Here is a 19,958-nt window from a genome sequence, read left to right as displayed (position 1 = left end):
GAAGAAGACGAGAACGACAGTAGCTTCGGTCAGACCAGCGACTCAGGTCTGTCGCCCAGATAGTCGAAGACCGCCCCGAGGGTGAAGCCGTAGAAGACGTGGCTGAAGAACGTCAGCACGACGTACAGCACCAGCGCCAGTCCGACGTACCCGTCGTAGAACGCAGGGGCGAAACCGGTCCAAAGGACGACGCCGAACGGAATCCCCTTCGTCGCGTACTTCCTGCCCGGCAGGTACGACCCGATAGACGCGAACAGGAGCGGCCACATCACCATCCCCGTCAGGAGGAACAGGACGTAACCGACCGCGGCCGGATTCGACGGATACAGTGCGCTCAGGCCGGTTAATTCCGCCAACGTGGCGAACGCGTTCAGGTCGAAGGCGTTCAGACTCGTCGCGATGAGTAGTCCGACGGTTAGCGCCGCCGTTCCGACTGCTCCACCGATGGCACCGATTACGCCGTCTACGACGATACCCATCACGTGGTCGAACTCGGGTTCGGCCATGGTCGAGTCCTCTCGCTCGACGCTTAACTCAGATTCTTCCCCCTGCATGTTGAATGGTAACACTAACCAAGATAAAAACGTTGCCCCACCACCCGTACCTTGCGGAACCGATAAGTACATGAACGTTGTTGACAATTACCATGCTCTCGCCGGTGGGTGCGCGACTCCTCACTGTGACCCTCGCACAGACTCAGGACGGAGTCGTACCAAAGGGGACTCGTGTGGAAGTATTCCGACAGATATTCTCCGTGTTCCTGCTATTGGGTACGCTCGTCGGCGTCGTCGTCGTCGGCTACATGCTGTACAACGCCTACAAGTACCGAGACAGGGAGGGTCGAAGCGACGACGGCGACCATCCGCGACTCGGCGAACTTCCCTCCGGCGGTGGCGGCGGTCGAAAGCTGTTCTTCTCGTTCGGACTCAGCACCATCATCGTCGTGTCGCTCATCGCGTGGACGTACGGCACCCTCCTCTACGTCGAAGAGGACCCTGTCGCGCAAGGCGAAGACACCATCGAGATAGACGTCGTCGGCTACCGTTTCGGCTGGGAGTTCGTCTACCCGAACGGGAACACGACGAACGGCGAGTTACGCGTGCCGCGGGGGACGACGATAAATCTCACCGTGACTTCCGACGACGTATTCCACACGTTCGGGGTCCCCGAGTTACGGGTGAAAACCGACGCAATTCCCGGACTAGAGACCGAGACGTGGTTCCGGGCCGACGAGACGGGGACCTACGAAGCGCGCTGTTTCGAACTCTGTGGGTCGGGCCACTCGTTCATGACCGCAGACGTAATCGTGATGGAACCCGAGGCGTACGAGGAGTGGTACGCGAACACATCCAACTCGACCACGACGACGGCCAGTCCGACCACGAACAATTCTAGTTCGCTCCCGGTTTCGGAGGTGGTCGCGTGAGCGACGATAGCAGTGCGACCGACGGCTCGAATGGTCGAGGGATGACAGACGGCGGCACGACCGACGGCAGCGTGCCAGCGACCGGGCACGGACACGACAGTGGTCACGGCTCCGAAGACGACCACGGACTGCCCGCGACGACCGACATCAGACGCTGGTTGGTCACGACCAACCACAAGGACGTCGGGATTCTGTACACGGTGACGGCGCTGTTCTTCCTCGTGTTTGGAGGCGTGCTGGCGCTCCTGCTCCGAGTGCAACTGTGGACGCCGGGCGCGACGTTCCTGCCCGCGCTGTCGTACAATCAGGCCGTCTCCGCACACGGTCTCATCATGGTGTTCTGGTTCCTCTCGCCGTTCGCGTTCGGGTTCGCCAACTACGTCGTGCCACTGCAAATCGGAGCGAAAGACCTGGCGTTCCCGCGACTGAACGCGCTGTCGTACTGGCTGTACCTCTTCTCCGGAATCCTGCTCGGCGTCTCGTTCTTCCAAGGCGGCACCTTCGAAGGCGGCTGGACGATGTACGCGCCGCTGAACCTGCCGGTCTACACGCCGAACATCGGCGCGAGTACGGCGGTGTTGGCACTGATGCTGTTCACCGCGTCGGTCACCATCGGTTCGGTGAACTTCCTCACGACGATTCACCGAATGCGCGCGGAGGGGCTTACCCTCCGACGGATGCCGCTGTTCACGTGGACCATCCTCTTGACGGTCTGGATGATGCTCTTTGCCTTCGCCGCACTGCTCGCCGCACTGCTGATCCTGACCTCCGACCGCCTGCTCGGCACCCAGTACTTCGCGGCGACGGGTCACGCGGGGTCGCTACTGTGGGCGCACCTATTCTGGTTCTTCGGCCACCCCGAGGTGTACATCGTCTTCTTCCCCGCACTCGGCGTGATGGCCGAGACGTTCCAGACCTTCACCGGTCAGCGACTCGTCGGTCGAAAGTGGTTCATCGCGGCGATGGTCCTCGTGGCGCTTCAGAGCTTCTTCGTCTGGATGCACCACATGTTCCTGACCGCCATCAACCTCCAAATCAAGACGCTGTTCATGGCGACGACCATCGGCATCTCGTTGCCCTTCGACCTGATGGTGTTCTCGCTCATCTACACCACGATAAAGGGCCGCGTGCGGTTCACGACGCCGTTCCTGTTCTCGTTCGGCGCGCTGATTCTGTTCATTCTCGGCGGCATCACGGGCGTCTTCTTGGGCGCTGTCGTCCTCGACTACGAGTTCCGTGGCACCTACTGGGTGGTCGCGCACTTCCACTACGTGATGGTCGGCGGCGTGACGGCTTTGGTTGGGGGCCTCTACTATTGGTATCCGAAGATTACGGGTAAGATGTACGACGAGTATCTCGGGAAACTCCACTTCGCCGCGTACTTCGTCGGATTCAACCTGCTGTACTTCCCGATGTTCCTCGCGTGGGAGACGCCGCGCCGCGACTTCAGCTACGCCGAGGCGTTCATTCCGTTCCACCAACTCTCGACCATCGGCGGCTTCATTCTGGGCCTCTCGTTCCTCATCATGTTCTACAACCTCTCGAAGAGCCTCGTCGCTGGCGAGGAAGTCGGCGACAACCCGTGGAAGTTCTCGACCACGACGGAGTGGGCCGTCCCGTCGCCACCGCCGCTGGAGAACTTCCCCGGCAGGCCGACGTTCAGCAAGGGAATGTTGGAGTTCAAGACGAGAGCGAGCGGAGCGAGCGAACTTGCGGAAGGTAGAGAGAGCGTGGCCGACGGCGGGGAAGGCGTGGCGGATGGAGGCGAAGAGATGGCAGACGGCGGAACCGTCACAGCCAGCCATGACCACGACGACGACCACGTCAGCCACGCCAGCATCTGGCCGTTCGTAATCGGTGTCGGGTCGTTCTTCGTGTTCCTCGGTCTCTCCGGGATACAAGAGGGTGGCTTCGTCCCCGGACTGGAAGGCGGGTTCTACCTCGGTTCCGCGCTCGTCGGCGGCGTCGTCGGCGGTGGCGGACTCGTGGCGATGGCCCACGAGGAGTTCTACGGCCCGACGGGACCGTTCGGCGAGAGTTGGCCGTTCTCCGGCGTCGAGAACACGAAGCTCGGCATGTGGATATTCCTCGCCTCCGACGTGGTGTTGTTCGGTGCGTTCATCGGTTCGTACGCCTTCATCCGAGTCGCGGAGGGCTGGACCAACTGGCACCACCTGATTCCGGCGGCACACGTCCCACTGCCGGGACTCATCAACACCTACATCCTCCTGACGAGCAGTTTCAGCGTCGTCCTCGCGCTGGTGGCCTGCGAGCGCAACAGCAGGTGGGGATTGATAGCCTCGCTGGTCACGACGTTCGTCCTCGGCGTCGCGTTCCTCGTCAACAAGGGCTTGGAGTGGCTGCACCTCTTCCACGTCAACAGCGAGGCGTTCCCGCAGGGCTGGGACTTCACCACGAACGTCGCGTCCTCGACGTTCTACCTGACAACCGGCTTGCACGGCCTGCACGTGACGGCGGGGCTACTCGTCACGCTGTATCTCATCTGGCGCGCGTGGAACGGCGCGTATCTGGACGACGACAGACCGGTGGAGTACTTCGGCCTCTACTGGCACTTCGTGGACATCGTCTGGCTGTTCCTCTTCCCGCTGTTCTACATCCTGTAGGAGGTACAAAGTATGTCAAAATTGAAACTGTACACTGCGATTTACGTCGTGCTGTTCGTGTTCGCAACCGCCCAGTTCTTCGTCGAACAGGCGGGGATGGCCTACTGGCTCGCCTTCGCCGTCATCATGGTGCTGTCGGCGGTGAAAGCGTTGTTGGTGGCGGGCTACTACCAGCACCTCGTCTGGGAACCGCGCTCGATCTCGTTCGTGATGGGCGTCGGACTGTTGGCGGCGTTGGCGCTGACGCTGGCGGCGGCGTACTCGATACTGTAGCGAACGGAGCGAACCTTTCTTATTATATTATCGACAAGAAGGGATAATGACCGGCGAGGACCATGTCGCCTCGAAACTTGCTGAGTTTCGAGACCGCTACGACGAGTTCGAAGTGACCACTCGCGAGGGGTCGATTCCGACCGAAGAGTTCGAAACAAGGACCGAGAAGGTGCGCGCTCGGAGTCCGTTCAACGCCCGCGTCTTGGTCGAACGAGACGGTGAGGTACTGCTCGTTCGGGACCACGACTGGCCGGGTTTTTGGGTAGAACCGGGCGGAACCGTCGAGTCCGGCGAGGCCATCGAGCAAGCCACTCGCAGAGAGATCACCGAGGAGACCGGCATCGAGTGCCGACTGACCGACCTTCGGGGGGTCGTCCACTTCGTCGGCCACGACGAAGCCGACGAGACGAAGGAGGTCCACCTGTTGCAAGCGTTCTACTGGGCAGAACACGAGAGGGGAGATCTCGACGTGCAGGAGGAAGAAATCGTGGAGGGACGATGGTGGCAGACACTTCCCGAGGAGTTTCACTCGAATCTAGGCGTGCCGGACGGGAGGTTCGAAGTTAGTTGAGGAGTGAGAAAGCATTTATCAGAGACTCACCAACTCCCGCGTGTCCCCTCCCTGAACTATGAAACGCAGAACCCTCCTCGCAGGCGGTTCGGTCGCTCTCCTCGGCGGTGTCGCAGGGGCAGTCGTTGGTTTCGAGCCACCCTCCTCGGGAGACGAACCACGCGCGGCCTACCAAGACGAAGGAGAAATCGTCTACGACCACGACGACTTGGAACTCCGATTCGAAGCGGAGTCGGTCCACCTCGGAGACACCATCGCCTTCGAGGTCACCAACACGGGCGATTCGAAGGTCAGCCTCGGCTGTCACAACCCGTGGGCGCTACAGCGATACGCAGACGGCGAGTGGCGGCACGTAACGTGGACCGGAAGCCGCTACTACCAAATGTGCGCGACAGAACTCCCAGCAGGCGAGTCCATCACGGAGCGCGTCACGTTCTCCGAATCGAGCCTCGAAAATCAGGCGAGCGAAGTCCACGGTGAACTCCAGTCCGGCCAGTACCGGTTCGTGCTACTCGGGAGCGCACCCTTCGTAGCTGTCGGGTTCCCTATTCGGAGTGCCGAATAACTAGCCCTCGGCGAACTCACAGCTATTCTGTTCGACGACTCCGGCTAACCGCACTGCATTCGCAGTCAGTAGTCCCACAGCACCCATCAGGAACACCGACCCCACAGGGGAAGCAGGGTCCACGAACGCCCAATAGAGCGGCACCGTAGACGCGCCGAGGGCCGCGCTGGCGATTCCGTAGGCCGCTGGCGCACAGCAACAGCAGGCCGTCGCGCCGCTGGTCGCCAGCGCACCGGTGATACCCCACGAGTTCGACTGCTGGGTGTCCGACTGGGCAGTGGACGAGGCCACGCCAAGCACGGCGTTCACACCGACGAGCGAAGCCAGCAACCCAGCAACCAGCGCGGTCCCGAGCGAAATCGCGGCGAACACCGGCACCGCAGGAACGAACACCTCGACGGCGGGCCACATCACCAGCGGGTTCGCGAAGGCGGTGAAAACCACGACCGATTCGTCCGGAAGCCCCGACGTCTCCGGAGCGAACGAGAGCAGGCCCGAGGAGACGAGGAAGAAGGGGACGAAGCCGAGCGCGACGGCGACACCGACAAGTCGCTCGCGAGGACCTGTACCGGCGAGTGCAGGCCGAACGTCCCGCCAGAGGACAGTTGCGACCAGCGTCGGGACGAGGAGGGCGAGCAAGTAGCCCAGCGGATTCCAGAGCGCTCCCCGAGCGAACAGTGCCGGGTAGGCGACCCAGAGACCAGAGCAGACCCCGAGCGCGACGTACGTCGGGCGATTGGTCCAGCGCCGGAACGCGAGCAGGAGGGTTCCGACTATCAGAGCAGTGCCAAGCGCGAGCGTCAACACCGGGTACCACTGGCGCGAGAGCGGCGTCGAGGTCAGTGGTTCGACCTGTGACTCTACAAGTCCAATCGCTCCGACGGTTGCGAAGGCGAGACCACCGAGTGTCGAAGCGAGCGTGAGAGAGCGGGCAGTCTGCCTCGCCGTTCGCGCGTACAGGTGCGAACTCCCGACGGCGACACCGAGACCGAGGACGACGAGCGCGAGAAGTGTCGCGTGCGAAACGTCGCCGTGAGCGGTGCCGTCGTGGGCACTCGCAGTCGCGGCGAACGTCGAGACGCCGAGGACGACCACGAGAAGCGATTTGGTAGTCGGTTCTCCAAGTCTCATTTTCTCACACCTGTGCCATCGAGACGGCGAGGTAGGCCATGAAGAAAAACGCGTAGAGACCCACGAGTGCGGCGACAATCTTCAGGTGGTAGATGAACAGCGCGTCGGCTTCCGCCTCCCGAGCGTCCTCGTAGGCCTCCTGTTCGGCGTCGGTCCACGAATCGGCGTGGTCGTCGCCGAGGTGAAGCGCGAGAAACCGCTCGGTGCGAAACGGTCGGTGACAGTACGGACAGCGCGCTGGCGAGTCGTCGTCTGGAACGATTAGCTCCGTCTCTGGAACGGCTTTCGTCGCCATCTCAACCCCCCGTCACGAGCGTGAGGACGACCGCGCCGAGGAACAGCATTCCGAGCGTCCAGACGCCCGCGAGCGCGGCCTGCGCGCTTCCGAGGCCCCGGACCCGGACAGAGTGGTAGACGCCCCAGAGTAGATAGCCGGTGATGAGCAGTGCGAAGACGGCCGAGAAGAGGACCACCGGACTCGCGGCGAGCGAAGACCCGACGTCGCTTACCAGCAATATCGCGCCGCCTCCGGCGACGAACGTGACGAGCAGGAATCCGACTATCCACGTCGTCGGCATCTTGGCCGTGCGGACGGCTCTCGACTCAGTTCCGTCGGGCGAGACGGTCGCCGGGAGTGCGTACTGTTCCCAGTTTCGAACTCGCGCGACCACGAGCCAGACGCCTAACAGGACGACGCCCATCACGACCGTGCTGACGAGGTACGGCAGTGCTGCCATCTGTAACCACTTCGAATAGTGTTAGAGAGTAACAAACATAAAGATTGGCGCGGATGGCGACCCCTACTATGTAAATCGGTAGCATGGCTCAAACAACTTTAATATATGGGCCGTCAAAGCCGTAGATACGTCAACGGCGCGGCAGTACGCCGCGCCCGAGATACCACCTATGACCCACCTCAAATACAGACTGACCGCGCTCGCCTTCGGCGATAGCGGCAGCTCTGGCACTCCGGCACTCGCCAAGCGGGCCGGACAGGTGGGCGACGTGGGCAATATGTATTGCCCCATTTGGACCACCCCGACCGCGTAAGGCGTCGCCGGACGCCGGGATGGTTCGCTTCTCCGACATTCACGTCGAGAAGCGGACAGCGTGCGTCGGTCGGGGTGAGTCAGCTCACTCTCCTACCGTCGCGCGTAACCCGGTAGCCGCGTTGTCGTCCCGTGGTTCGGAATCGAGCGATCAGACACATCTCCGCTCCCGGTAGTCCCGCGTGTCGCGGGTCAGGGTTCGTCGCCCGACGGGAGCTACCCCGAACGAAAGCCATGACGCAACCTACCATCGACGCGACAGCAGACCTCGAACTACACGTGCCCCGCGGCGGCGACGGCAGTCTCCAGGACGGCATCACGACCGTTCTCTGCCGCAGCGCCGCGGTCGATAGAACCGAAATCGTCGAAATCACCGGCGTGACGCCGACGCTCAACGACCTGCGCGTCACCGTCTCGGTTCGCCTCTACGTCCACGCCGACGAGGCGGACGACGAAGACGACGCCGTTCGTTCGGCCGTCGTCGACCAGTTCGGCGTCCAATCGGTCGAAGCGTGCGAGGTTCATGGAGTGCTAGCGGAATGAACCTCGCAGAACGCGAGCGGGGAGTACGGTGTTCCTCCGGAACACCGAGGCCCGAAGGGCCGATAGGACCCGTGAGCAGCGAAGTTCAGGGAGTGATCGAGGCGTGAACGTAGTGAACGCCTCGGAAAGCCGAGCGGCGAAACCGCGAGGTATAGCAGAATGAACCTCGCACGCCACTCGGGACCCGAGCGAAGCGAGGGTCTCGACGACGCGGACGACGAGCAGAGCGAGTCGTCCGGTGAAACCGCCGACTGACGAACGCCGAATCCCCGACACCACGAACCCATGCGAAATCGACTCTCCACGCCGTCTCTCCGAGAGATGGCACCGACCCGACGAACCGCACACAGACGAACAGTACGGGTGCTGAATCGCACCCTCGCGAGCGCCGTCGTCGCGGCTTTCACCGCGGTTGCGGTACTCTTCGGCACCCTCCTCGTCGCGGCCAGCATCGCGGCCCTCCTCTCGCTGTTGCCCGCCCACCCGCTGACGCTCGTCGTGGCGTTCGCAGTCACGACGGTATCCCTCCACGCACTCCCGCTGGCCGCACTCCAGGCCGTGCGCGTCGCCAGCACGTGGTGACGCCACTCGGCGACGGCTTAACGAATCTCCGATTTCCGGGCGAACCGCCCAACAGACACAGCCTACGACCGCTGTAGGCTGTCCATACACCCCACGCAGGCCGCCCGTACGTCGTTCGCAGGCCCGGCATAACAATGGAAGGGCCGACCCAGTGCGTTATCGTAACATGGACGTACTGAAAGACATCACCGACGGACTGCAGGGGACTGGACAGAACCGACGCTCCGGATACGAGCAGGGACCCGACCACGAACAGGAAGGCGACACGAAACGGTCGAATTCCGGCACGTCGGCGTTCGAGAGTATCGACGACGCCGACGACGAACATCTTTGTGCGTTCTGCCAGACGGCGTTCGACGCCGAGAGAGGATCCTGTCCCGACTGTGGAGCCGAAATCGTACTGCGAGGCCGACGATAGTCACCCGATCCGCTTTCTCTGACCCATTCGTACGCACCTCGACCGTTGACCTTCGAGACCAGCAACGCAGCCTACTGGGGTCGAAACCGGCAATTACGATTCCAACATGTCTGCAAACGTAGCTACACTTTTACGCCGCCGTGTCTCGTGGCACTGTACAATGACCCGCCGGTGGACGCGCCGAAAGTTTCTCGCAACGGGAACTACGATAGGACTGGCGAGTGTCGGTGGCTGTACAGCCCCGATCGGCCAACGAAACAGACAGGAGGTGCAGGGAAATCAATCTGGACGAACCAACGGTCCGCAGTCACCCAACGGCGGGAGCGGGACGACCGCCGAGGAGATGGCACAGAAGAACCTCGACCCGGTGGACGTTCGTGGCGCGCTCTACGTGCCCGCGCGGGCGTGGAACACGTTCCAGATGTGGCACGACTACGACGAGTCCATCATCGAGCGCGACTTGGGATACGCGAATCAAGTCGAACTCAACGCTATCCGGACGTGGGTGAGTTACGAGCAGTGGATGGAAGACCAGGACGCGCTGGAACAGCGCATCGATCACTTCCTGACGGCCGCGGAGGACCGCGGAATTCGCGTCCTGTTCGGCCTGTTCGAGAGCGTGGGCAAGGAACCGACCGAAGACAACCTCCACGCGACGGACCCGTTGACAGCGCCGCCAGTGCAGTCGCCAGCGAGCGGCGTCATCCAGAACGAGGACAAGTGGGACGAACCGCGCGAGTACGTTCGGTGGTTCATGGACCGCTACCGGGACGACGACCGCGTGATGGCCATCGAGGCGATGAACGAACCCGGTTGGCTCCAGAACATGAAGCACTTCACCGAGGGAATGTTCCAGACGATGGCAGAGGAACGCGGGTCGGTTCCCCTCACTGTGGGTTCGACCAGCCTCGCGAACAACGCCGACTACGTCGATTGGGGGAGCGACGTACTGCAGTTCCACTACAACTACCCGAGCGACCAGCAAATCTACCACGACCTCTTGCCGGACGCCAACCAACTCGGGAAGGACCTCGACATGCCTGTCTGGCTCACCGAGTGGCAGCGCGTCGCCAACTTCGGGTGGGGCAGTTCGAAGACCGTGGACCAGTGGCAACCGAAGTACCGCTCACTCGCGCCTGTCATCCACGAACACGGCGTCGGCAACTTCTTCTGGTCACTGATGGTGAAACCGGCCTACGTCCGGTACATGCGCAAGCGCGGCATCATCAACGGCCTGTTCCACGAGGACGGCGCGGTCTGGCACAAAGAGGACGCCAAAGCCATCAAGGCGATGTCGGGCAAATCAGCCACCGTCGAGATGGAAGAGCGCCAGCAGTGGCCCGACTGGGCGTCGAAGGTCAAAGAGCACGCGTTCGGCAATTAATAGAGTTCGCCACCGGGCGGCACGTCTTCGTCAGGTCCCACCAGCACGGGATGGTCGTCTTCGTCGGGGACGCCGACGGTCAGCACTTCCGATTCGTAGCCAGCGATAGAGACCGTCCCGAGGTTCGTCGCGCAGAGGACCTGCCGACCCACGAGGTCTTCGGGGTCGTAGTTGTAGCCGGTCTGAGCGGCAGACTGGACTTCTTCGTCGCCCAAATCGATGCGGAGTTTCGCCATCTCGGGTTTGTTCGTCTCTGGGAACGCTTCGGCGGCCAGCACTTCGCCGATGCGGAACGTGGTGTCGAAGAGGTCGGTCACGGGAGAGGATAGCATGGAGGGCGATAAAATTCTTGCTACGAGTCGGTACGCGAAGTGCGACACACGTCACGTTCCGAGTGTCTTCTCCATCTTCACCACCGCGAGTTCGACCTGTTCCTCCTCGTAGCGCATCGCTATCGTCGCGTTCTCCGTCGTTCTATAGCCCGTTCGTTCGTAGAACCAGACCGCGTTGAGAGAGGCCCACAGTTCGAGGGTGTCGATTCCCTGCCCGAGCGCGTACCCCTCTAGGTGTGCGAGCAGCGTCGAGCCGACTCCCCGTCCTGCTACCGAGGGACGGACGTACACCGCCCGAACTTCCTCGTTCGCTGGAACGAGGTGCCCGTATCCGACGACGGTGTCGTCTGCTTCGGCGACGACAAGGTGGTGGTCGTCGGCTTCGAGCGGGTAGTTCTCGATTCCATCCTCCTTGTTTGCCCACGCCGCGACCTGCTTGTCGTCGTACGCTTCCGGGCCGAACTCGCGGATAGAGTCCACGTGGAGGTCGAGAATAGCGGGCGCGTCGTCGGGCGTTGCGACACGGACCTGCGTCAATTGCGCTCGATTCGTCGTTCGTGAGGCGGGACTATCAAGAGACTGGTCGGCATCAACGGTTAACTTGCGGCCTGCCGACTACAGGTTGCATGACGACGCCAGCGACTATCGGGTTCGCGTTCGCGCTCGTCTTAGCGGTCGTTCACGTCGCCGTCGGTCGAATCACGGCAGACGGTGGCCCCCGCCGAAGAGAGGCGCTCTCGTTCGCGGGCGGAACCACCGTCGCGTACGTCTTCGTCCTCATCCTCCCGGAAGTGAACGAGGCGGTGCTTCGAGTCGTCGAAAGTCAAAACGGTGGCTGGACGTTCTTCGAGCAGGACACCGACGTGTACGTCGTCGTCCTGGTCGGCTTCCTCGTCTTCTACGGGATTCACACGTTCGTGACGAGCACCCGAACGGAGCCTGCCGAGAAGTCGGACTTCGTCTTCTGGACGCACGTCTCGTCGTTCGCGGTCTACAACGCGCTCATCGGCTACCTCCTGTTTCATCAAGAAGAGTCGGGTCTCCTCTCCCTGCTCTTTTACACCGTGGCGATGGGACTGCACTTCGTCGTCACCGACGCTGGCTTTCGACGCAACCACGGAGCGGTCTACCACCGACTCGGCCGGTGGATACTCGCGGGCAGTGTTCTCTTCGGTGCAATCGTCGGCTACGCGACGGCAGTGAACGAGGCGGTACTGGCGTTGCTGTTCGCGTTTCTCTCCGGAAGCATCGTCTTCAACGTCATCAAGGAAGAACTCCCCGACGTGGAGTGGGAGCGATTCGCCTCGTTTCTCGCTGGTGCGGCACTCTACACTGGCATACTGCTCGCAATCTGAACAGGACGGTCGCGTGGAGAGTCACCGTCGGAGGGGAGAAAAGTGGGAGAAGGGAGTCAGACGAGAAGTCTCGAAGATGGGAAATGAGTCCGGATGCACGGTAATGGTCAGTGACGAATGGTAAACCGCGAGCGACGACTGTAAACGGCCCCACGAATTTATTCGCGTGAGCGTCGTCGCTCCTCGCCATGTGGGGGGAAAACAGTGGAGAAGACGGTCCAGACGCCACGTCAGCGAACGGAGAACGCGAAGCATTTCGGAGTCGCTCTCGTCGCTCGTTTCTCAAGACGAGTGTCCTAACCGCCGGTGTGGTCGGCGGTGGTCTTTCTGGGACGGGAAGCGCAACGGCGCAAACAAATGGAACGCCGTCGGACGACGCGAATGGTGAGGGGCATTCTCTACAAGTTGGCGAACGAACTGCTCAGGAGCGCAAGACAGTCCTGGTGTATACGGTCGGCTACCAGCGTAACCTCCCGTTCAACGTCATCGGGCCACTACAGAACGCGAACACGATTCGTCTGCTGACACCCGTGAGAGGTGGGCAAGCACCGGAGATAACTCAACCCGACGACTACAACGGGTACATCATCGGGCTGTTCGGACTCGGAGTTCGGACGCCGACCTTCCTCTTCTCGCGTGAGACGCTCGAAGTGGGCGGCGTCTACCAGTTCGACAGAAGTTTCAGTGCGTTCAGTCCGGCGCTCGTCATGGTGGAGACGACGGCACGTCGGTTGCAGGTCGGCCAACAGTGAGGACGGATGGAACCGAATACCGACAGCGAAATGGAGCGAGAGGGAGCGACCGACCGACTCGAGGATGCCACGCCGAGCGGCCGACCGCATCCGGGGATGGTCTGGATACCCGGTGGCACGTTCACCATGGGGTCGGAGAACCACTACCCAGAAGAAGCGCCAGCGCACGAGGTTCACGTCGATGGGTTCTGGATGGACCGCACGCCGGTGACGACCGCTGAATTCCGCGAGTTCGTCGAGGAGACGGACTACACGACGCTCGCCGAGCGCGAGCCGAATCCAGACGACTATCCGGGCGCAGACCCGGACGACTTGGTCCCGGGGTCGGCAGTGTTTCGTCAGCCAGACGGCCCCGTTGACCTCCGAAACCCGAGCAACTGGTGGGAGTACGTGTCGGGAGCAAACTGGCGGCAACCGCTCGGCCCGGACAGTAACGTCGGCAACGACTACGTCGAGAGCCACGCTGAATACCCTGTCGTCCACGTCGCGTACGAAGACGCAGTAGCGTACGCCGACTGGGCGGGGAAGGAACTGCCGACCGAGGCCGAACACGAGCGAGCGTCTCGTGGCGGACTCGACGGCGCGGAGTACGCGTGGGGCGACGAGTTCGTGCCGGACGGGGAACCGATGGCGAACACGTGGCAAGGGACGTTCCCCTACGAGAACACCGAAGAAGACGGCTACGTTCGCACGTCTCCTGTCGGAGCGTTTCCGGCGAATGGGTACGGACTCTACGACACTATCGGAAACGTCTGGGAGTGGACCAGTGATTGGTTCACGGCGCGCCACGCAGAGAAGGCCCCGAAGTCGTGCTGTACGCCGACGAATCCGCGGGGTGGAACGAAGGAGACGAGCATCGACCCGCGCGACCCCTCACGTGTTCCGCGGCGCGTGCTGAAGGGCGGGTCGCACCTCTGTGCGCCGAACTACTGTGTCCGGTATCGACCTGCCGCGCGATATCCCGAACCGGTCGATACCTCGACGACGCACGTCGGGTTCAGGTGTGTCGTGCGAGCGGACTGATGACGGCACGGCTTCGACTATCCCCGACTTCGGCTTTCCTCTCTGTGGCTCCCTATCGAAAGCAGCGCACGTTTCGAATTCTGTCGGTGACCGCGCCGAGTATGCTCTATTGGAGAGCAGTCCGCACAGTCGAGTAGGAGTGGAAATCCAATCTTGAACCGCAGCGCAATCGCGGCCGACGTGTCACGGACACGTGAGTCAAACCGGTCGTTCGTGTCACGTTTCGAAGCTATGAGTACGTATTTTACCATTGCCGTGGTGACAGTAACTGCGACGAAGTGAGGTCGAACACCTCACGGTCTGGGGGTTCCGGGGAGTAGAACCGAGCGTCGGTAGCGACAGCTATCGAAACGGGGACATCTCGGGTATTCCAGACGACGCACCGAGCGTGCATAGACACGTAGAATCTGCTCAAATCGACACATGCCAAACCAAGAATTTCACGGCCGCATCGGCCGCACGTACGACGAATCCGAACCCTGGTGGCCCGAACAGACCCGAGCGCCCGACGACGCGCCGAACGTCCTCATGGTCGTCTTAGACGACGTGGGCTTCGGACAGTTAGGGTGTTACGGCGGCCTCATCGACACGCCCAACATCGACCGTCTTGCGGAGAACGGGCTTCAGTACAACAACTTCCACACGACCGCGCTCTGCTCGCCGACTCGAACGTGCCTGCTGACCGGGCGAAACCACCACTCGAACGCGATGGGCGGAATCGCGGAAATCTCGACGGGGTTCCCCGGCTACAACGGTCACATTCCACACGAGAACGGGTTCCTCTCGGAGATGTTGGTCGAACAGGGCTACAGCACGCTCGCACTCGGTAAGTGGCACCTCACGCCAGCGGAGTCCGGGAGCGCGGCAGGGCCGTACGACCAGTGGCCGCTCGGACGGGGTTTCGAACGCTTCTACGGCTTCCTCGGGGGCGACACCGACCAGTACACGCCGACACTCGTCTACGACAATCATCAAGTCGAGCCACCAGCGACACCGGACGAGGGCTACCACCTCACCGAAGACATCGCCGAGCGCGCCATCCAGTTCATCGGCGACGCGAAGCAGGTGGACCCCGACAAGCCGTTTTTCACGTACTTCTGTCCGGGCGCGTGTCACGCGCCCCATCAGGTGCCACGGGAGTGGGCCGACAAGTACGAGGGCGAGTTCGACATGGGCTGGGACGAGGCCCGCGAGCAGATTCTCGAACGCCAGAAAGAGCTAGGCGTCGTACCCGAAGACACCGACCTCTCGCCGCAGAACCCGGACGTGGATAACTGGGACGACCTCTCGGCGGACGAGCAAACGCTGTGCGCCCGAATGATGGAGGTGTTCGCGGGCTTCCTCGAACACACCGACCACCAAATCGGCAAGGTGTTGGACTACCTCGACGAACTCGGCGAACTGGACGACACGCTCGTCGTCCTCGTCTCCGACAACGGCGCGAGTGCGGAGGGTGGTCCCAGAGGTTCGGTGAACGAGAATCGCTTCTTCAACAACGTCCCCGAGGACCTCGAAGACAACTTGGAGGCGATGGACGAGTTGGGTGGCCCGAAGTACTTCAACCACTACCCGTGGGGCTGGACGTGGGCCGGAAACACGCCGTTCCAGCGGTGGAAGCGCGAGACCTACCGAGGCGGGGCGAGCGACCCGATGGTAGTTTCGTGGCCGAACGGCATCGAGGCGTCGGGAGAAGTCCGCGACCAGTTCGTCCACGCCATCGACGTCTTGCCGACGGTTCTGGAGTCGGTAGGCATCGAGGCACCCCACGAAATCAAGGGCTACTCGCAGTCTCCAATCGAGGGCGAGAGTTTCGCGTACACGTTCGAGGAGTCGGACGCCCCGGAACGGCACACGACCCAGTACTTCGAGATGCTCGGCACGAGAGCGGTGTACCACGACGGCTGGCGGGCAGTCCGGCCGTGGCCGCTCGGCCAGCGAATCACCGCCGAAGACCTCTCGGCGACCACTTTAGAGGACTCGGGCTGGGAACTGTACGACCTCGAATCGGACTTCTCGGAGGCCCACGACGTGGCCGACGACCATCCGGAGAAAGTACTCGAACTCGCCCAACTCTGGTGGACCGAAGCCGGGAAGTACGACGTGTTGCCACTCGACGGCCGAAGCGTCGAGCGGTTGGCCGAGCCACGCCCTGAACCGGGGAGACCCCGCGAAAAGTACGTCTACCATCCGGGCGGACAGCACGTTCCGGAAAACGCGGCCGTTCGCGTGTTCAACCGCGACCACAGCATCGCGGCGGAACTCGAACCGTCGGACGACAGTTTCGAAGGCGTCCTGCTCGCCCACGGCAGTCGGCACGGTGGGTACACGATGTTCGTCGAGGACGACGAGTTGCACTACGTTCACAACTACGTCGGCGTCGAGGAGTATCAGGTCTCGGCCGACGAGGAAATTCCGGACAACGCTACCGAACTTCGCATGGAGTTCGAGACGACGGGCGAACCCGACGTCGCGAACGGGAAAGGCGCGTCCGCCACGGTCCGACTCTACTACGACGACGAGCAGGTCGGAGAGGGCGACGTTCCCGTGACGACGCCGATTACCGTAGGTCTCACTGGTGGGCTGAGTTGTGGCTACGACGCCGTAAACGCCGTCAGCGAGGAGTACCGCGACCGCGCCCCGTTCGCGTTTACCGGTGACTTGACGCGGGTCACGGTCGACGTGAGCGGTGAACCGTTCGTCCACCCCGAAACCGCGATGGACCGCATCATGGCGCGGGAGTAAGCCGAATAACGAGAGTCGAGGGGGCACGAAATGGCAGTAATCTTAGAATCGCTCGCCACGCTGTCGGTGCTGGTCTTCGTCGTGACCAGCATGCTGGCGATGGGGCTGAACCTGACGGTCGGCCAGATACTCGACCCGCTCAGAGACCTCCGTCTCGTCGGAAAGGCACTGCTGGCGAACTTCGTGTTGGTACCGCTCGCGGCGTACGCGATTCTATTGGTCGTGTCACTCTCGGAGGCCCAATCCATCGGTCTGGTCGTCCTCGCGACCGCCGCTGGCGCGCCATTCCTGCCGAAACTCGTGGAGATGGCCAAGGGGGAGGTAGCATTCGGAGTCGGTCTGATGGTCCTGCTGATGGTGGTCACGGTAGCCTACGTCCCGGTGGTGCTACCGCTGTTGCTCCCGGGCGTGCAGGTGAACCCACTCGACATCGCGGGGTCGTTAGTCACGCTCATGCTCGTCCCGCTCGCGGTCGGCCTGTTCGTGAAGGCGCGCTACGCCGAGGCGGCCGCTTCGTGGCAACCGACAGTGAGTCAGATTTCCAGCACGGCGCTGGTGTTTCTGGTCGTCCTCATGCTGGTGCTGAACTTCGACACCATGGTCGGCGTCGTCGGGACAGGGGTACTCCTCGCGCTGGTGTTGCTCATCGCGGTCTCGTTCGCCGTGGGATTCCTCCTCGGCGGTCCGGGTTCAGGGACGCGGTCGGTACTGGGACTGGGAACCGCACAGCGGAACGTCTCGGCGGCGCTCGTGGTCGGCGCGGCGAACTTCGACGACCCGGACGTGGTGGTCGTGCTCGTCGTCGGAGCGACGCTGATGGGTCTGCTGATAGTCGTCGCGGGAGAGATGGGGAAACGCACCGAACGAACGGAATCCACGCGAGTGACCGAGGAAGTAGCGTACGAAGACTGACCGACAAATCGACACGAAAAGCGAGACCGAGTCAATACGACACGAGACGAACGACAGACGAAACAATATGAATGGCAGATTACACGGTGTGAACGACAGATGAGACGACACGAACCACATCCGACGAAGAATCGCACGGAACTCACGAACGACGCTACTGAATCGACGGAGACGATAGCATGAGTCCAGCGAGAGGGCGACAACGGCGACAAGCCCGACGACAGGGGACGACGCCGAGTGGCCCCGGACCAGCGACTCCGACGCGGTACAAGATGCACGAGAAACTCGTCACCTTCGGAGACGACTTCGTCATCGAGACCGCCAACGGCGCACCAGCGTTCAAGGTCGATGGGAAGGCACTCAGACTCCGAAACACCATCCAAATTCTAGATTCCGCCGGGAATCCACTGTACAAGGTGCAGGAGCGCGTCGTCAGACTCAAGGACACGATGATAATCGAGCGCGACGGCAAGACGGTCGCCACCGTACAGAAGGCGCTCGTGACGCCACTTCGAGACCGCTTCGATGTCGAGGTCCCCGGACAACCGCCGTTGCACGTTCGGGGGAACATCGTAGACCACGAGTACACTATCACGCGGAGCGGCGCACCCGTCGCCAACGTCTCGAAGCGTTGGTTCCGAGTTCGGGACACCTACGGCGTCGAAGTGATGGCTGGCGAGGACCACGGCTTCGTCCTCGCCGTGACTGCGGCCATCGACGCGATATGACGACTTGAAGCGAGAACGTTGGTCCGGGACCCTCAATCGTCCACGAACTGTTCCGCTGGTTCGGCCTCGGTGCCGACGACAGTCCGCTCTGGTATCGCCTCCGGTCGCGGAGGTTTTCGGGTGACGAGTCGCTCTAGGAGCGTCAGTTCCTTCGGGTCGGATTTCTCGATGACGCGGTACTCTACGACTACTTCCTCGGGGCGGTCCCCAGCAGTAATCCGGAAGTAGTTGAGTTTGTACGACGAGTAGAACACTGACGGGAGAATACCGACGAACGGGTCCTGCCGCTGGAGGCGCTTGAGCCACGTGCCGGTGTTTATCACCACGCGGTCGTCTACTTCCGTCAGCGACGCGCGGTGGGTGTGGCCGTAGACGAACACCGCGACCTCTGGGTCCGCTTCGAAAACTTCGCGGGCACCTTCGACGTATTTCTCGGTCGGTGCTTCGGGCGCGTCCGTCGTGAGGAGACCGAACCGACGGAGCGTCTTTCGCACGTCGCGTCCGAAGAAGTAGAGCGGCACGGCGACGATGGCGAGCAAGAAGATGACGACCATGTTGATTACGAGGAGTGCGTCGATAATCTCGCCGACGAGACCGAAGCTAAGGAGCGCCTGTTCGAAGAGGTCCAGCGGCGCTTCCCAGATTCCAGTGACGTACAGCAGGAACAAGCCGACGTATAGCAGCGCGACTTGGAACAGGAGGAGGAACGGAACGGAGGCGTACCGAAGCAGTGGACTCATCTCCCGGTAGAAGTAGTTCGAAAGCATCCAGCTGGGAATCAGCGTCATCGGCGTCACGGCCTGAATGTCCCGGAGCCAGTTCGCTCGCCCGCGTCCCGATAACTTTCCGGCCCGACTCGTGATGTGGCGGTTGACGAAGTAGCCCGGCGGGTTCGCGTAGGGGTTCCCGAAGTCGGGGATGCTGTTGTTCGGATCGCGTTGCATTCCGTGTTCGACGTAGACGACGCGCTCGCCGACCTCGCGCGTGATAGAGATTTCCTGCTCCAGCGTGACGTTGTACTCTGCGAGTCGTTCGACGTACTCCGGATACGCCGCGAGTTCGTAGTCGTGGTTGCCGGGGATGAACGTAATCTGAATCTGCTCGCCAGTCTCTCGAAGTTGGTCGAACAAGTCGGGGTAGCGTTCGACCAATGCGTCGAACTTCGCCATCCCGTCGAGTTCCGTGAACTCCCACAAACCGAAGGCGTCGCCGTTGACTATGAGTTCGGCGTCTTCGTCGGTCGCCGCCAACTCGCCGAGAAACTCCAGCAACTCGTCTTCGAAAGCGACGTGCTGAAGCTGTTCGTCCCCGCCGATGTGGAGGTCGCTGACGAAGTAGTACACGTCGGTCATGTACTCCTCCGGTGCGTTGTGGGACATCGGCGCATCTCGTGGTGACAGTAGAACACCACGACGAAAGTTAACAGTTTCTCCCCTCGTCGCCTGACAACGTCGCGGCGAACGGAGTACCGGACGTTACTGGGGAGTAACGAGACTAGGAGCAGTCGAAAGTCTCGGCGATGAATCCGCAGGGGTTCGAACCGGGGTA

Annotated in this window: 22 protein-coding genes; 15 read left to right on the top strand and 7 right to left on the bottom strand. The window is 62.0% G+C overall.

From position 1 onward, the window contains the following. Positions 1-29 precede the first annotated feature (29 nt). Positions 30-554 carry a DUF6789 family protein gene (locus F7R90_RS19475; RefSeq protein WP_192498471.1) on the bottom strand — a complete coding sequence of 175 codons (525 nt, stop codon included), beginning with the start codon at positions 552-554 and terminating at the stop codon, positions 30-32. Between the two features lie 92 nt (positions 555-646). Between F7R90_RS19475 and coxB the strand changes: the two genes are divergently transcribed. From coxB to F7R90_RS19450, 5 genes are read left to right on the top strand one after another with little or no spacing between them, the layout of a single operon-like run. Beyond that, positions 647-1,426 (top strand): cytochrome c oxidase subunit II, encoded by a 780-nt coding sequence (gene coxB / locus F7R90_RS19470; RefSeq protein WP_158059229.1) that lies wholly within the window; start codon positions 647-649, stop codon positions 1,424-1,426. A 41-nt stretch (positions 1,427-1,467) separates the two neighbouring features. Continuing rightward, the gene (locus F7R90_RS19465; protein WP_158059462.1) at positions 1,468-4,050 is read left to right on the top strand and encodes a cbb3-type cytochrome c oxidase subunit I; all 2,583 of its coding nucleotides are present in this window, start codon (positions 1,468-1,470) and stop codon (positions 4,048-4,050) included. 12 nt (positions 4,051-4,062) lie between these two features. Beyond that, positions 4,063-4,323, top strand: coding sequence for a cytochrome C oxidase subunit IV family protein (locus F7R90_RS19460; protein WP_158059228.1), 261 nt, complete (start codon positions 4,063-4,065; stop codon positions 4,321-4,323). A 46-nt stretch (positions 4,324-4,369) separates the two neighbouring features. Next, positions 4,370-4,894, top strand: a complete 525-nt coding sequence (locus tag F7R90_RS19455; protein WP_158059227.1) for an NUDIX hydrolase — start codon at positions 4,370-4,372, stop codon at positions 4,892-4,894. A gap of 58 nt (positions 4,895-4,952) precedes the next feature. Next, complete coding sequence (locus F7R90_RS19450; RefSeq protein ID WP_158059226.1) at positions 4,953-5,459, top strand: immunoglobulin-like domain-containing protein; 507 nt, start codon at positions 4,953-4,955, stop codon at positions 5,457-5,459. On the opposite strand, the gene F7R90_RS19445 is transcribed toward F7R90_RS19450, so the two are convergent. The 3 genes from F7R90_RS19445 to F7R90_RS19435 are packed head-to-tail and all read right to left on the bottom strand — an operon-like array spanning position 5,460 to position 7,327. After that, positions 5,460-6,590: a hypothetical protein gene (locus tag F7R90_RS19445; RefSeq protein ID WP_158059225.1), complete on the bottom strand. Its 1,131-nt coding sequence runs from the start codon at positions 6,588-6,590 to the stop codon at positions 5,460-5,462. It lies immediately after the preceding gene. A 4-nt stretch (positions 6,591-6,594) separates the two neighbouring features. Then, positions 6,595-6,885: a DUF7410 domain-containing protein gene (locus tag F7R90_RS19440; RefSeq protein ID WP_158059224.1), complete on the bottom strand. Its 291-nt coding sequence runs from the start codon at positions 6,883-6,885 to the stop codon at positions 6,595-6,597. Position 6,886: 1 nt separating this feature from the next. Continuing rightward, positions 6,887-7,327, bottom strand: coding sequence for a hypothetical protein (locus F7R90_RS19435; RefSeq protein ID WP_158059223.1), 441 nt, complete (start codon positions 7,325-7,327; stop codon positions 6,887-6,889). Positions 7,328-7,873: 546 nt separating this feature from the next. On the opposite strand from F7R90_RS19435, the gene F7R90_RS19430 reads away from it, so the two are divergent. The 4 genes from F7R90_RS19430 to F7R90_RS19415 all read left to right on the top strand — a co-directional run bounded on the left by F7R90_RS19430 (position 7,874) and on the right by F7R90_RS19415 (position 10,566). Then, a complete protein-coding gene (locus tag F7R90_RS19430) occupies positions 7,874-8,182 on the top strand; it encodes a hypothetical protein (RefSeq protein WP_158059222.1) in 309 nt (102 codons plus the stop codon). A gap of 285 nt (positions 8,183-8,467) precedes the next feature. After that, on the top strand, positions 8,468-8,764 hold the full coding sequence (locus F7R90_RS19425) for a hypothetical protein (RefSeq protein WP_158059221.1): 297 nt from the start codon (positions 8,468-8,470) through the stop codon (positions 8,762-8,764). Positions 8,765-8,930: 166 nt separating this feature from the next. Continuing rightward, entirely contained in the window at positions 8,931-9,182 is a 252-nt protein-coding gene (locus F7R90_RS19420; protein ID WP_158059220.1) for a hypothetical protein, read from the top strand. A gap of 160 nt (positions 9,183-9,342) precedes the next feature. Continuing rightward, complete coding sequence (locus F7R90_RS19415) at positions 9,343-10,566, top strand: glycoside hydrolase 5 family protein (protein ID WP_158059219.1); 1,224 nt, start codon at positions 9,343-9,345, stop codon at positions 10,564-10,566. Here F7R90_RS19415 and F7R90_RS19410 read toward each other — a convergent pair. Further along, positions 10,563-10,898: a tRNA-binding protein gene (locus F7R90_RS19410; protein ID WP_158059218.1), complete on the bottom strand. Its 336-nt coding sequence runs from the start codon at positions 10,896-10,898 to the stop codon at positions 10,563-10,565. The two genes, F7R90_RS19415 and F7R90_RS19410, sit on opposite strands and share 4 nt — an antisense overlap. A 51-nt stretch (positions 10,899-10,949) precedes the next feature. Then, positions 10,950-11,435 (bottom strand): GNAT family N-acetyltransferase, encoded by a 486-nt coding sequence (locus F7R90_RS19405; RefSeq protein ID WP_158059217.1) that lies wholly within the window; start codon positions 11,433-11,435, stop codon positions 10,950-10,952. Positions 11,436-11,524: 89 nt separating this feature from the next. Between F7R90_RS19405 and F7R90_RS19400 the strand changes: the two genes are divergently transcribed. The 6 genes from F7R90_RS19400 (at position 11,525) to F7R90_RS19375 (ending at position 18,410) form a co-directional block, all read left to right on the top strand. Beyond that, positions 11,525-12,253: a hypothetical protein gene (locus tag F7R90_RS19400; RefSeq protein WP_158059216.1), complete on the top strand. Its 729-nt coding sequence runs from the start codon at positions 11,525-11,527 to the stop codon at positions 12,251-12,253. 188 nt (positions 12,254-12,441) lie between these two features. Beyond that, positions 12,442-13,005, top strand: coding sequence for a twin-arginine translocation signal domain-containing protein (locus F7R90_RS19395; protein ID WP_158059215.1), 564 nt, complete (start codon positions 12,442-12,444; stop codon positions 13,003-13,005). A gap of 6 nt (positions 13,006-13,011) precedes the next feature. Continuing rightward, positions 13,012-14,028: a formylglycine-generating enzyme family protein gene (locus tag F7R90_RS19390; protein ID WP_394352025.1), complete on the top strand. Its 1,017-nt coding sequence runs from the start codon at positions 13,012-13,014 to the stop codon at positions 14,026-14,028. A gap of 423 nt (positions 14,029-14,451) precedes the next feature. Further along, positions 14,452-16,770 carry an arylsulfatase gene (locus F7R90_RS19385; protein WP_158059214.1) on the top strand — a complete coding sequence of 773 codons (2,319 nt, stop codon included), beginning with the start codon at positions 14,452-14,454 and terminating at the stop codon, positions 16,768-16,770. 30 nt (positions 16,771-16,800) lie between these two features. Next, entirely contained in the window at positions 16,801-17,682 is an 882-nt protein-coding gene (locus tag F7R90_RS19380; protein ID WP_158059213.1) for a bile acid:sodium symporter family protein, read from the top strand. Between the two features lie 179 nt (positions 17,683-17,861). Continuing rightward, complete coding sequence (locus F7R90_RS19375; protein WP_225741334.1) at positions 17,862-18,410, top strand: LURP-one-related/scramblase family protein; 549 nt, start codon at positions 17,862-17,864, stop codon at positions 18,408-18,410. A gap of 32 nt (positions 18,411-18,442) precedes the next feature. On the opposite strand, the gene F7R90_RS19370 is transcribed toward F7R90_RS19375, so the two are convergent. Beyond that, on the bottom strand, positions 18,443-19,762 hold the full coding sequence (locus F7R90_RS19370) for a metallophosphoesterase (RefSeq protein WP_158059459.1): 1,320 nt from the start codon (positions 19,760-19,762) through the stop codon (positions 18,443-18,445). Positions 19,763-19,958: the final 196 nt, after the last annotated feature.

This window comes from Halorussus halophilus, from assembly GCF_008831545.1.
Classification (GTDB): domain Archaea; phylum Halobacteriota; class Halobacteria; order Halobacteriales; family Haladaptataceae; genus Halorussus; species Halorussus halophilus.
The sequence above is the reverse complement of the archived record's forward strand: the minus strand, read 5'-3'. Positions and strand labels throughout refer to the sequence as shown.